At 48.5% G+C, this 13066-nt stretch carries 10 protein-coding genes; 6 read left to right on the forward strand and 4 right to left on the reverse strand.

What is annotated here, in order from left to right:
• Nucleotides 1-10 precede the first annotated feature (10 nt).
• The 4 genes from J8N69_RS07725 (at nt 11) to J8N69_RS07740 (ending at nt 6097) form a co-directional block, all read left to right on the forward strand.
• Entirely contained in the window at nt 11-991 is a 981-nt protein-coding gene (locus tag J8N69_RS07725; RefSeq protein ID WP_168823803.1) for an NADPH:quinone reductase, read from the forward strand.
• 85 nt (nt 992-1076) lie between these two features.
• Complete coding sequence (locus J8N69_RS07730; protein WP_168823801.1) at nt 1077-1853, forward strand: helix-turn-helix domain-containing protein; 777 nt, start codon at nt 1077-1079, stop codon at nt 1851-1853.
• Between the two features lie 408 nt (nt 1854-2261).
• The gene (gene putA, locus J8N69_RS07735) at nt 2262-5399 is read left to right on the forward strand and encodes a bifunctional proline dehydrogenase/L-glutamate gamma-semialdehyde dehydrogenase PutA (protein ID WP_168823799.1); all 3138 of its coding nucleotides are present in this window, start codon (nt 2262-2264) and stop codon (nt 5397-5399) included.
• A 14-nt stretch (nt 5400-5413) separates the two neighbouring features.
• Nucleotides 5414-6097: a 1-pyrroline-5-carboxylate dehydrogenase gene (locus J8N69_RS07740; protein ID WP_168823797.1), complete on the forward strand. Its 684-nt coding sequence runs from the start codon at nt 5414-5416 to the stop codon at nt 6095-6097.
• A 95-nt stretch (nt 6098-6192) separates the two neighbouring features.
• Here the strand turns inward: J8N69_RS07740 and J8N69_RS07745 are convergent, their stop codons facing one another.
• The 3 genes from J8N69_RS07745 to J8N69_RS07755 form a co-directional block, all read right to left on the reverse strand.
• Nucleotides 6193-7305, reverse strand: coding sequence for a TRAP transporter substrate-binding protein (locus tag J8N69_RS07745; RefSeq protein ID WP_168823795.1), 1113 nt, complete (start codon nt 7303-7305; stop codon nt 6193-6195).
• A gap of 119 nt (nt 7306-7424) precedes the next feature.
• Nucleotides 7425-8537, reverse strand: coding sequence for a TRAP transporter substrate-binding protein (locus J8N69_RS07750; RefSeq protein WP_168823793.1), 1113 nt, complete (start codon nt 8535-8537; stop codon nt 7425-7427).
• Between the two features lie 198 nt (nt 8538-8735).
• A complete protein-coding gene (locus tag J8N69_RS07755) occupies nt 8736-9806 on the reverse strand; it encodes a Gfo/Idh/MocA family oxidoreductase (protein WP_168823791.1) in 1071 nt (356 codons plus the stop codon).
• A gap of 151 nt (nt 9807-9957) precedes the next feature.
• Between J8N69_RS07755 and J8N69_RS07760 the strand changes: the two genes are divergently transcribed.
• Nucleotides 9958-10227: a CopG family ribbon-helix-helix protein gene (locus tag J8N69_RS07760; protein WP_168823789.1), complete on the forward strand. Its 270-nt coding sequence runs from the start codon at nt 9958-9960 to the stop codon at nt 10225-10227.
• On the forward strand, nt 10227-10508 hold the full coding sequence (locus J8N69_RS07765) for a type II toxin-antitoxin system RelE/ParE family toxin (protein ID WP_168823787.1): 282 nt from the start codon (nt 10227-10229) through the stop codon (nt 10506-10508). Before J8N69_RS07760 ends, J8N69_RS07765 begins: the two co-directional genes overlap by 1 nt.
• Before the next feature lie 189 nt (nt 10509-10697).
• Here the strand turns inward: J8N69_RS07765 and uvrD are convergent, their stop codons facing one another.
• On the reverse strand, nt 10698-12911 hold the full coding sequence (gene uvrD / locus J8N69_RS07770) for a DNA helicase II (protein WP_168823785.1): 2214 nt from the start codon (nt 12909-12911) through the stop codon (nt 10698-10700).
• Nucleotides 12912-13066: the final 155 nt, after the last annotated feature.

Raw genomic sequence — 13066 nt, forward strand, 5'->3', positions numbered from 1 at the left:
GGATCTCAATATGAAAGCAATGCAAATGAAAAACTACGGCCCAGCCAGTGATTTAGCACTGGTTGAGGCGCAAAAACCAAGCATCAATGCAGAGCAAATACTGGTTCAAGTCGGGGCCGCGGGGGTTAATCCGGTGGACACTTACCTGCGTTCTGGCACCAATAATTATTCGACTACGTTTCCGCACACACCGGGCTCTGACGGGGCGGGAACGATTGTTGAATTAGGCGCTAACGTAACGGGCTTCGAGATTGGTCAACGGGTTTATTTTAGCCGTAACCTAAGCGGTTCTTCGGCTGAGTTCGCCGCGTGTGCCGCGACTCACACCTATCCGCTGGCGGACGCCTTGTCTTTCGAAGAAGGTGCTTGTGTGGGCATTCCCTACACCACGGCTCATCGTGCTTTGTTTGGCCGAGCTAACGGCAAGGCGGGTGACAAGGTCTTGGTGCATGGCGCAACAGGCGCGGTGGGTATTGCCACGGTGCAATTAGCCTTAGCCGCCGGGATGGACGTGGTGGCCAGTGCTGGCACCGCCGCGGGCGCGGATTTATTACGTCAACAAGGCGTAACAGATGTCATTATGCACAATGAAGCGGATCACCTTGCGCCCTATCAATCTCTAGCTTCTCAATCCGTAGACAGAGGCTTTGATATTATTATCGAGATGCTGGCGAACCATAATTTAGATCAAGACTTAAAAGCCTTGGCCTTTGGTGGTTGTGTGGCGGTCGTCGGGAATCGCGGCACGGTGGAAATTAACCCTCGTGATTTAATGGCTCGTGACGCCTCTGTGGTTGGCGTGGCGCTGGCCAATACCAAGCCAAATGAGCTGGCGTTGATCGCAAAATCCTTGCGTCCGATGTTTGAGAAAGGCGTGCTGAAGCCTGTGATTCGCCATCGTTACGCACTAACAGAGTTGGCTCAAGCCCACGAAGACGTGCTGAAATCTGGTGCATTGGGCAATCTCGTTATTCGCATTAATCAGCCGTAAAGTCGGTTATCTTCGCAAAATACGCTACTAAAGCGGCCTTAAGGCCGCTATACTTTCTCACTTATGTTTATTCACAGAGCGCATTTTGACTCAGTCTGATTCCGATGTTTTTAGCCTGCCAGCTGAAGCAGATACCCACGATCATGATTATCATCAGTTGGTAGTCGTGTTAGATGGCAATACTGATTTCGACGTCCAAGGCAAAGGCAAACAACTCCATACTGGCGAAGGTTGTATTCTTCCGTCAGAAAATAGCCACGCGTTTGCGGGTCTGGGAGAAAATCGCATCATGGTGGTCAACCTCCCTATTCCACCGCAAAAAGGCATTACTGACGAAGAATACGAAATCGTCTCGCGTTTGTTTGATCAAGCCGCGTATTTTCAGCTCAATCCGCGTTTGCAAATACTCGCCTCGGCGCTATCCGGTGAATTACAGCAATACCCCAATGATATGATTTTGGCGCGCGCTTGCGGTAATACGCTGCTCAGCGCCATTCGCCATCAGATCAATAATAAAGACGTCCGCACCCGTGGCAACCATCTTGATATCGACAAACTCGACCAATTCATCGAGCTCAATTTATCCCGTCGTGTGCACATAGATCAGCTGGCTAACTTCTGTTTTTTAAGTGTCAGTCAGTTTCACGAGCGCTTTAAAGACCGTACCGGCATGACGCCACATCAGTACTTAATGCGCAAACGCCTAGAACGCGCTCAAAGCTTGCTAACAGAAGGCGTTACGCCCATTCAAGTGGCTGAAATGTGTGGTTTCTCCAGTCAAAGCGCCATGACCAATGTCTTTTCTCAAACCCTTGGCATTACGCCGTTAAAATACCAGAAGCAATTTGGCCGCGGCCGCTAAACCCACAGATTCATCTAGGCCGGTTCATTCATAAAAGCTGGTTCATCCCTGCTATTTGTCCGCATTTTCCTCGTTTTTCTCTGATTTTTGCATAAGCATACATTACGACTAAACTTACCCTTAACCCTCGGGGATTTTCTGTACCTGTCGGGCTTTTCTGAACCAGTCGGGCTTTTCTGAACCAGTCGGGCTTTTCTGAACCAGTCGGACTTTCTTATAAAAAAAAACGACTTTTTCGAAAGACAATTTATCCCTTCTGTCACTAAAGTGTCAGCATTATCCAGACATGCCTTTTTTTGATGATGCAGAGCAAAAAAGCACCAAAAAAGCGCTTAATGCTCTATAACAATATGCGGCCTTAACTAAGAAATCCGTCGATTTTTTATCTTAACGCGGGAGAATCTAACCATGTTTAAAGCGATTGAGGTGTTACAACCTACTTTCATTCAGCGTCCACTCAATGAATTGTGGCAGCTCATTTCCCCTCTTTATAATATGGACGAAGAGAAGTGGTTAAATGAGTTATTACCTTTGGCGAAACCCACCGAAGGCGAGCTAGAAAACCAAACCGATGCCGCTGCCAACTTGATTGCCGACGTTCGTAAAGACGACGACAGCATGTCGATGATTGACGCCTTGCTATTGGAATACAGCTTAGACACCAAAGAAGGCATTTTGCTAATGTGTTTGGCCGAAGCCTTGATGCGCGTGCCAGACAAAGAAACCGCCGATGCTTTCATCAAAGACCGTTTAAGCGTGGCCGATTGGGCTTCTCACGCAAAAAATTCAGACTCTTTCTTCGTCAACGCCTCCACTTGGGGCTTATTGTTGACGGGTAAAATCGTCACGATGGACGAAAACAAAGACGGCACGCCAGCCAACTTGGTTAACCGCATGGTCAACCGTGTGTCTGAGCCGGTGATTCGCAAAGCGATGAACCAAGCGATGAAAATCATGGGGCATCAGTTCGTACTAGGCCGCAACATCACCGAAGCCTTGTCGCGTGGCAAAAGCTACCGTGACAAAGGTTACACCTACTCTTTCGACATGCTAGGGGAAGCCGCTCTAACCGCCGCCGATGCTGAAAAGTACCTAACCTCTTACCTGCAAGCGGTTGAGTCTGTCGGTAAAGATACTTACCATGAAAGCAAGAGCGGAAAAGTCCATCGCCCGACGATTTCTATCAAGCTGTCTGCCCTTCACCCGCGTTACGAAGTGGGTTGTGAAGAGCGCGTAATGACAGAATTGTTCGACAGCGTAAAAGGCTTAATTACAAAAGCCCGTTCGTTGAACGTCGGTATCACCATCGACGCCGAAGAAGCGGATCGTTTAGAGCTGTCTTTGCATTTGTTTGAAAAACTTTACCGCGACGAATGCAGCAAAGGCTGGGGCTTATTTGGGCTTGTGGTTCAAGCTTATTCAAAACGCGCCCTGCCGGTTTTAGCTTGGTTGGCGGCGCTAGCAAAAGAGCAAGGCGATCGCATCCCTGTACGTCTTGTAAAAGGTGCTTACTGGGACTCGGAAATCAAGCTGTGCCAACAACGCGGCATCAATGGTTACCCAGTGTACACTCGCAAAGAATCCACCGACGTTTCCTACTTGGCTTGCGCTCATTTCTTATTGAGCGAACACACTCGTGCGAATATCTTCCCGCAGTTTGCCAGCCATAACGCGCATACTATCGCCACCATCAGCTGTCTCGCCACACAATTGGGCGCGACCACAGAAGAATTCGAATTCCAACGTCTGCACGGTATGGGCGATGCGCTGTACAACCGTTTGATCAAAGACAGCGACATCTGCGTACGCATTTACGCGCCAGTGGGCAGCCATAAAGACTTGCTTCCTTACTTGGTACGTCGTCTGCTAGAAAACGGCGCCAACAGCTCATTCGTACACCGTTTGATTGATGCCAGCTATCCGATTTCTGAGTTGATTGGTCACCCAGTGACGACGCTGGAAAACCGTAAAACATTGGCGAATCCGCACATCAATCTACCTTCTGGGTTGTTTGACGACCGTAAGAACTCCTTTGGTCCGAACATCGAGATCCATTCTGAATGGACGCCTTTCAAAGCGAAAATCGATGTCTTCATGGGACAAGACACCCAGTGGCGAGCCTTCCCTATCGTCGGCGGCGAAAAAGTCGCAACAGGCCAAACACATGCGATTGAAAGCCCATACGATCACAGCCAAACCGCTGGCCAAATTGACTGGGCAAACGCCGCGACCGTTACCAAGGCGATTGACCTTGCCGAAGCCGCTTTCCCCGCATGGTCAGCGCGTCCAGCAACGGAACGGGCAGATTGCCTAGATAAAATGGCCGACTTGATGGAAGAAAACTACGCAGAATTGATGGCGATTTGCCACCGTGAAGCGGGTAAAACCATCCAAGACAGCATAGACGAAGTGCGTGAAGCAGTGGATTTCTGTCGTTACTACGCGCAACAAGCCCGTAGCCATTTTGCCAATCCAACCCGCTACACCGATTTCCTAGGCGAAGAAAAACAAGCCAAGCTAAACGGCCGTGGCGTGTTCACCTGCATCAGTCCATGGAACTTCCCCTTGGCGATCTTTACCGGTCAAGTGGTTGCCGCACTTGTCGTGGGCAACACCGTGGTGGCGAAACCGGCTGAGCAAACCAGCTTAATCGCTTTTCGCGCAGTAGAAATGCTACACCAAGCCGGTGTTCCAACCGATGTACTTCACTTGTTACCAGGTGATGGCGCAACAGTCGGCGCGCCGCTGACGAGCGACAAACGCATTGCCGGTCTTGCCTTCACCGGCTCCACTGGTACCGCACAATTGATCAACCGCACGCTTGCAGCGCGCGGCGTTGCCCCCGTGCCAGTGATTGCCGAAACCGGTGGTCAAAACGCCATGTTAGTGGATTCAACCTCGTTGCCAGAGCAAGTAGTACGTGATGCGGTACGTTCCGCCTTTGCCTCAGCGGGACAGCGTTGTTCTGCCTTACGCGTGCTATTTGTGCAAGCCGACATTGCCGATCGTGTTATTCCGATGATCAAAGGCGCCATGCAAGAACAATCGGTCGGTTTGCCTTATCTGCACAGCACTGATGTGGGTCCAGTGATCGATAAAAAAGCACAGAAAATGCTGCTCGATCACATCGAATACATGAAAGCGAATGGCAAACTGATCGCCCAAACGGCTTTACCTGACTTTGCTGAAAAAGGCACCTTCGTGGCACCTACCGCGTTTGAAATTGCCAGCATCGATCAGCTAACCGATGAGAAATTTGGCCCTATCCTGCACGTTGTACGTTACAAAGCACGCGACTTGGATAAGATCATCGACACCATCAATCACTCAGGTTTTGGTTTGACCATGGGCGTTCACAGCCGTAACGAAACCACCTGCGCCCGTATTGCGAGTCGTGCCCGCGTGGGTAACCTTTACATCAACCGCGACCAAGTCGGTGCTGTGGTTGGCGTTCAGCCTTTCGGTGGACAAGGTTTATCTGGCACAGGACCAAAAGCTGGCGGCCCACATTACCTTCAACGCTTCGCCATTGAGCAAGACCTTTAAGGGGAGACATTATTATGACAATCGTACAACCTATCCAAATTCAGGTCGCTCAAAAAATCTTCGAAGCATGGGACAAGCTAGGAGTGAATGGTCGTGCAGAAAAACTGCAAAAAGCCCTTAACGCTTTCCCTAACGAACAAGGAAAAATGGCCGCTTGGCAGATCGATAACGCGAAAAAATCCATTGCCGAAACCCGCGTCATGCCTGGGCCAACCGGTGAACGCAACGAGCTATCGAACCAAGGTCGTGGCGTGTTTCTTTGCCTGTCTTTTGTTGAAGGCGATAAAGCCAACATCGGCTTAGTCGGCCAAGTATTTGCTGCGCTTATTGCGGGTAACCCAGTGATTACTGTTGGTCCAATAGGCCAAGAAATCATGGACATGATTTCGCCCTTCGTCGCCGAAGGCGTTATTCAAAATATTGCTGAATCCGCACAAGATTCGTTGATCGAAGCTGACCACCTTGCGGGCATCGCAACACTTTGCGACGCCATGCAAGCTCAATTGCTCAGCCAACGTCTTGCAGCGAAAAGCGGTCTAATTTGTCAATTGATTGAAGAAACGGATGCAGAAACGTTAAGTGTGATTGCCAAACCGCACTACGTTCTTCGTTTTGTCACTGAACGCACCGTGTCTAACAACACCACCGCCATCGGCGGCAACGCAACCCTACTTGAATTGGGCAGCATGAACGACTAATTCAACACACATAATCAATCCGTAAAAATAAAAAACCTCTTTGTGAACAATGCACAAAGAGGTTTTTTCATTTCCGTACAATAACGTTTTAAACGTTACTCGAGCGCTCGGGCATTGATAAACGCACGTTCTGAGACGTCATGCCATTCGCTGACTGAGCCTAAGAAGCTTTTTAAAGAGTCGTACACTTTCCGACTTTGTGGGTCGTTGGCGGCGATTTCTTCTAGCACTTCATAAGAGGCTTGTTTCAAGGCGATTAGCAGATCCTGAGGGAAAGGTTTCAGCATCACGTTATGCTCGTTTACTAGGGTTTGCAGGGCTGCGTTATTACGCGCGGTAAATTCGTTCAGCATCGCCAAGTTTGCTTGTTGAACCGCAGAACGCACAATGGCTTTTAGATCCTTTGGTAAGGCGTCAAAAGCGTCTTTATTGAAAATCGCTTCGACCGCTGAACCTGGCTCATGCCAACCTGGGTAATAGTAGTATTTCGCGGCTTTGTATAAACCAAACGCCAAGTCGTTGTACGGCCCAACCCATTCTGTGGCATCGATGGTGCCCGTTTGTAATGCGGTGAACACTTCGCTAACGGGCAAGTTTATTGATGACGCACCCACTTTTTCTAAGACTTCGCCGCCTAATCCTGGCATACGAATTTTCAAGCCTTGGAAATCGGCCAGCGAGTTAATCTCTTTATTAAACCAGCCGCCCATTTGCACACCCGCATTGCCGGCCACCATAGGGATTAAGTTAAACGGCGCGTAAATTTCTTCCCACAGGGCTAAACCACCGCCCTCTGCAATCCAAGCATTAAACTCTTGCGCGTTTAAACCAAAAGGCACGGTAGAGAAAAACTGTGCCGCCGATACTTTGCCTTTCCAGTAATAAGCGGTGCCATGGCCCATTTGTGCCGTACCACGAGACACCGCGTCAAACACTTCCAAGGCAGGGACTAATTCGCCTGCCGCATAGACTTTAATGTCCAAGCGACCGTTCGACATTTCTTTAATATTGTCAGCCAAGACTTGTGCACCCGTGCCCATTCCAGGCGCATTTTTCGGCCAAGTAGTGACCATTTTCCACTCAATGGTTTCGACCTTCTGCTCAACTTTAGCTGTGCTTTCTGGCTCTTCCGAACCACCACAGGCAACCAATAGAGCCGTCGCCATGCTGACAAGCGCCCACTTGCCCGATGCTTTTATTTTATTCATTGGTTTTATCCCTTAATAAACAAGTCATTTATGATTCCCTAAAGACGATAAAATAAGCCCCACTATCCACACATAATAGGGCTTACAGGTCGCTGTTTAATTATCTTAAAAGACGCAGATTAATCATTGGCTCGAGCGTTAATAAACGCTCGTTCCGAAATATCATGCCATTGGCTCACTGACGCTAAAAAGCGTTTAAAGGAGTCATAGACTTTCTGGCTCATAGGATCATTAGCCGCCACTTCGTCTAGCGTTTCATAAGAAGCCACTTTCAACGCTTCTAAAAGGTCTTTCGGAAACTCTTTCAAAATAACATTATGATCGTTGACTAACGTCGTCAAAGCCGCATCATTACGGGCGGTAAATTCGCTTAACATCGCCAAATTTGCCTGTTGTGTCGCCGAACGTACAATCTCTTGCAAATCAACCGGAAGCGCATTGAAGGCGGCTTTGTTGTACAGTGCTTCAACCCCAGAACCCGGCTCTTGCCAACCTGGGTAATAATAGTATTTCGCCGCTTTATACAGGCCAAACGCTAAATCGTTATAAGGGCCGACCCATTCCGTGGCATCAATCGTGCCGGTTTGCAAAGCCGTGAAAATCTCGCTACCCGGTAGATTGACCGTCACCGCACCGACTTTTTTCAATACTTCGCCACCCAAGCCAGGCATGCGCATTTTAAGGCCTTGGAAATCGGCCAGAGAGTTAATCTCTTTATTAAACCAGCCACCCATTTGCGCGCCAGTGTTACCGGCTGCCATCGGGATAATATTAAAAGGCGCGTAGACTTCTTCCCACAGTTGTAAGCCACCACCGTATTCAAGCCACGCATTGAATTCTTGCGCCGTCATACCAAAAGGAATAGAAGAAAAAAACTGCACCGCTGGAGCCTTACCTTTCCAGTAATACGCCGTGCTGTGACCCATTTCTGCCGTACCACGAGACACCGCATCAAACACTTCTAAAGCCGGCACCAATTCACCTGCGGCGTAGACTTTGACTTCCAATCGGCCATCAGACATTTTGGTGATATTTTTCGCTAACTGCTCCGCGCTGGTCCCTAAACCAGGGTAGTTTTTTGGCCAAGTGGTGACCATCTTCCACTGAATTGTCTCCGCTTTTTTGGCAACGACTGCGGTTTCTTCTGCTTTCTCTGAACCGCCACAAGCCGCCAAAGACAACGCCAACAAACCAGCGAACGCCAATTTGCCCAATACCATTAAATTACGCATTATTTTCCCTCAGAGAGCCCATTACTTAAGTTTGGTAAAAGCAGCATGGAGGCCACTTATCATTGTGCTTTTATTATAATCAGATAAAAAATTGCCCTTTTTTATGCGTAATACATCAAAAAGGGCAAATGATAATAAGAATTGCCGTAATTTTGCTCAACCCTTTTTTGCAATTTATTTTTTGTTATCTCGCGTCATCTACTTGCTTAGCGACAGTGGCGGCGAGTAACTCCAAGACATACGTTGACCACTTTCGGCCGATTGCTCAGCCAAGCATAGTAAATAAATTAACTGACAAGCTTGCTCCATCGGTACTGGTGCCTCGCTTTTACCCAAAATCGCATCGCGTAATTGGCCATAAAACGCCGCGTATTCACCTTGCGTCGACGCTTCTTGAATGGCTTCAATATTGTCTTGAGTATGGGCGACAAAGCGCGTATTACGCTGCTGAACCGCTTGAGAAGGAAAGCCCTCTTGCCACGGCATTTGTCCTGCACGCAACGCCTCCTCTTGCGGATCCAACCCCACACATTGCCAACTGCCTTGGGTGAATCGAGCATTAAAACGACGCATATCGCCCGCTTCAAACGGCGTCGACGCTAAGCGAATACGCTTATCGTCATAACCCAACTCCATCTCAAACCAATCATGGGTTTGACTGCCGTCACGCAACTTATCAATACTGGCATGCAGCCACTTTGGCGGGCCAAATAAACACAACGCCTGATCCAAAATATGCGGCCCTAAATCCCAGAAAATCCCCGTGCCGACTCCCGGCTCTTCACGCCAACGCGCTTGCGCTGTCGGACGAAAGCGATCAAAACGAGAATCTAAATGCTTCAACTCGCCCAACTCACCACTTTCAACCAAGGCTTTAAGACGCAAAAAATCGCCATCAAAACGACGATTCTGATACACACAAAACACCAAACCTTTTTGCTTCGCAAGAGTACACAAGGCTTCTATCTGAGTCAGACTGGTAACAGACGGTTTTTCCAACAACACATGCTTACCGTTTTCCAACGCCTGCTTCGCCTGATCAAAATGCAACGCATTCGGCGTAGTAATCACCACCAAATCCACATCCGACGCCGCAAACACAGATTCAGCAGACGACACCACCGACACATCGGGTAAAACCGCCCTCACCTCATCCACTTTTGAGCTGCAAACATACGCCATCGTCATACCTGGATCATTCACCACAAACGGCGCGTGAAACACCCGGCCAGACAAACCAAAACCGATCAAACCCACACGAATCGACATACTCTTACTCCTTTCAAGCCAAATACTTACAACTCTAAATAGTTTACAAGCAATTGAAAAAAAATGCTGCAATTAAAAAAATACGATCTAAACTAGACTGTATTACAATGTATTTTCTGTAGTGTGAATTTTGAATGAGAGTATAAATTATATGAGTGTCACGACAGTAAGACTACAAAATGATACTGAGCAGCGCTTAGAGATAATTGCCAACAAACTACAACGCAGCAAAGGCTGGATAATCAATCAGGCTCTAGTTGAATACCTTGAAAAACAGCAATTAGAACAAGAACGCTGGCAACAAACTCTAGAAGCAATGGAATCCGCTGCACAAGGAAGAGTAGTCGCGGGCGAAGAGGTCCATGAATGGCTAAACAGCTGGGGAAGCAAAAACGAGCTGGAAGCTCCTAAGGTAAAATAATGAAACTGATCTACACGGAAGGTGCCATCAAGGATTTAAAGCGGCTACGAGAATTTATCGACAAACACAACCCAAATGCAGCGTTACGAATAGCAAAAGAGCTCATTAATAAAATAAACCTACTCGTGGATTTTCCTCATGTTGGGACTACCGTTAAATTAGCACCGTCGCCAGAAACCGTCAGGGATATGGTATTTGGCAACTATATTGTACGTTATTCCATTCACAACGAAACAATCATGGTACTTCGTATTTGGCATGGACTTGAGGGTGAACGTTAGCAATCACAACTCCAAAACGATAAGCAGAGCATTAAATAAGTCAGCTTCGCCTTATCCCTGCCGACGCGCTTTGCTTGAAGGGCAAATGCAAAAGTTATAAAGGTAAGCTGATTCTTAATTCCTGCTGACGCGCTGAGCCTGCGAAGCAGGCGCAAAGGAATAAGAATCAGCGTCCTTTTTACCGAAGAGTTAAAGCACTTCCAATTTAGCAAACGACAACACCAGCCACTTGGTGCCTTCATCATCGAAGTTAACCTGTACGCGTGCCTGTGGGCCTTGGCCTTCGTAGTTGATCACCAAGCCTTCCCCAAACACCGGATGATTGACTCGATCGCCCATATTCACCGTAATTTCTGGGGCTTTGTAACTGTTCAACAGGCTGCTGTTTTGCAGTTTGTTCTTTTCAAAGTTGTAATCCGGGCGCTGCATCGACACAGGACGGCTCACTTGCGAGCGAAGACGCACTTCTTCCAAACATTGTGGCGGCAGTTCTTTGATAAAACGTGAGGGGCTGTTAAACGACTCGCTACCAAACAAACGACGGGATTCCGCGTAGGTGATGTACAGCTTTTCCATCGCACGAGTAATGCCCACGTAACAAAGACGACGCTCTTCTTCGAGTCGACCCGGTTCTTCAAAGGACATCTTGCTGGGGAAAATGTTTTCTTCCACGCCGGTTAAGAACACCAAGGGGAACTCAAGACCTTTCGCGGAATGCAACGTCATCAGTTGCACCGCATCCTGATACTCATCGGCTTGCGCATCGCCTGCGTCCAATACGGCTTTATCCAAGAACGCCATTAGCGGTGAGCTAAACTCTTCGTCTTCATCGCTCCAACTGAAGCCGCCCGCTGCGCCGACCAACTCTTTCAAGTTTTCGATCCGTGCTTCGCCCTTCTCGCCTTTTTCTTTTTCATGAAACGGGATCAAACCCGCCTCTTCAATGATTTGCTCAAAAATATCGTTTAGGTTCAAATCGGGTTGCTGCACCGTGGTGCTCAAGCCTTCAATCAGATGCAAAAACGCTTTAATCGCATTCGTCGCACGCGCCGTCATCAAAGACTGGCGTACCACTTCTTGCGCAGCCTGCCACATGGAACAACCGTGATCGCGGGCAAATTCTCGCAAGGTGCCAATGCTGCGCTCACCAATGCCGCGCGGCGGCACGTTGATAACACGCTCCATTGCGCCATCGTCATTCGGATCCAACGCCAAACGCGCATAGGCCAAGGCGTTTTTGATCTCAAGACGATCGTAGAATCTGTGCCCACCATAAATTCGATAAGCAATCTGCTCCCTAACAAGGCATTCCTCGATAACGCGTGACTGAGCGTTCGAACGATACAGAATCGCCATGTCCGTCAGCGAGGTACCTTTGTCGCGCCATTGTTTGACGATTCCCATGATAAAACGCGCTTCGTCTTGCTCGTTAAAGCCCGCATAAAGCGAGATGGGATCGCCTTCTCCGCTGTCGGTCCAAAGCTCTTTGCCTAAACGGTCGTCATTGTGTTTGATCAAGCCATTGGCGGCATTGAGGATATGGCCCGTTGAGCGATAGTTTTGCTCCAAACGAACGGTGCCAACGTCTTTAAAATCTTTGGTGAAATTTTGGATGTTTTCAATTTTTGCACCACGCCAACCGTAAATCGACTGATCATCGTCGCCCACGGCGGTGATGGTGCCGTGATCGCCCACCATAATACGCAACCAAGCGTATTGGATGGTGTTGGTGTCTTGAAACTCGTCCACCAGCACATGACGAAAACGCTCTTGATAATGGCGCAACAAGGCTGGCGTGCTTAACATCAATTCATGAGCGCGTAGCAGCAACTCGCCAAAGTCCAATAATCCGCCACGTTCACAGGCTTCTTCATAATGGTAATACAGCTCGCGCATGCCTTTAGAGAAAGGGTCATGGCTGTCGGGCACATGCGCGGCGCGACGGCCTTCGTCTTTTTGCCCATTAATAAACCAAGACACTTGCTTTGGCGGCCAGCGCGTATCGTCAATATTCAACTCACGCATGATACGTTTGATGAGCCGCAACTGGTCATCGCTGTCCATAATCTGGAAGTTTTCTTTTAATCCCGCATCACGCCAATGAGCACGCAACAGTCGATGCGCCAAGCCGTGGAATGTCCCTACCCACATGCCTTGTGGAGGAACGCCAACCAATTGCTCAATACGTCCCTGCATTTCACGGGCGGCTTTATTGGTGAACGTTACCGCCATTAGACTATAAGGCGATAGCTCGTAAGCGTGCATCAACCAAGCGATACGATGCACTAAAACACGGGTTTTACCCGACCCTGCTCCAGCCAACACCAGGCTATTCTGCAAGGGCGCGGCGACCGCTTCCCGTTGCTTGTCATTCAGTGAGTCGAGGATAAAAGAAACGTCCATTGCATTCCGCCATGATTGATTAATATATTTGTCATAAAAAACGCGTAAAAATAGATTGATTTTCGAACGATTTGCGTTTTTTATTAACGTGAAAATGAGTTGTCTGTCTATTTTGACTTTTTTCAACTGTCGATGACAGGGGTCTACACACTTCA

The organism is Marinomonas profundi (genome assembly GCF_020694005.1).
Classification (GTDB): domain Bacteria; phylum Pseudomonadota; class Gammaproteobacteria; order Pseudomonadales; family Marinomonadaceae; genus Marinomonas; species Marinomonas profundi.

Coding starts and splice junctions, on each gene's coding strand:
- putA (WP_168823799.1), top strand. CDS start 2,262: ATGTTTAAAGCGATTGAGGTGTTACAACCTACTTTCATTCAGCGTCCA.
- J8N69_RS07760 (WP_168823789.1), top strand. CDS start 9,958: ATGAGTGTCACGACAGTAAGACTACAAAATGATACTGAGCAGCGCTTA.
- uvrD (WP_168823785.1), bottom strand. CDS start 12,911: ATGGACGTTTCTTTTATCCTCGACTCACTGAATGACAAGCAACGGGAA.
- J8N69_RS07765 (WP_168823787.1), top strand. CDS start 10,227: ATGAAACTGATCTACACGGAAGGTGCCATCAAGGATTTAAAGCGGCTA.
- J8N69_RS07725 (WP_168823803.1), top strand. CDS start 11: ATGAAAGCAATGCAAATGAAAAACTACGGCCCAGCCAGTGATTTAGCA.
- J8N69_RS07755 (WP_168823791.1), bottom strand. CDS start 9,806: ATGTCGATTCGTGTGGGTTTGATCGGTTTTGGTTTGTCTGGCCGGGTG.
- J8N69_RS07740 (WP_168823797.1), top strand. CDS start 5,414: ATGACAATCGTACAACCTATCCAAATTCAGGTCGCTCAAAAAATCTTC.
- J8N69_RS07750 (WP_168823793.1), bottom strand. CDS start 8,537: ATGCGTAATTTAATGGTATTGGGCAAATTGGCGTTCGCTGGTTTGTTG.
- J8N69_RS07745 (WP_168823795.1), bottom strand. CDS start 7,305: ATGAATAAAATAAAAGCATCGGGCAAGTGGGCGCTTGTCAGCATGGCG.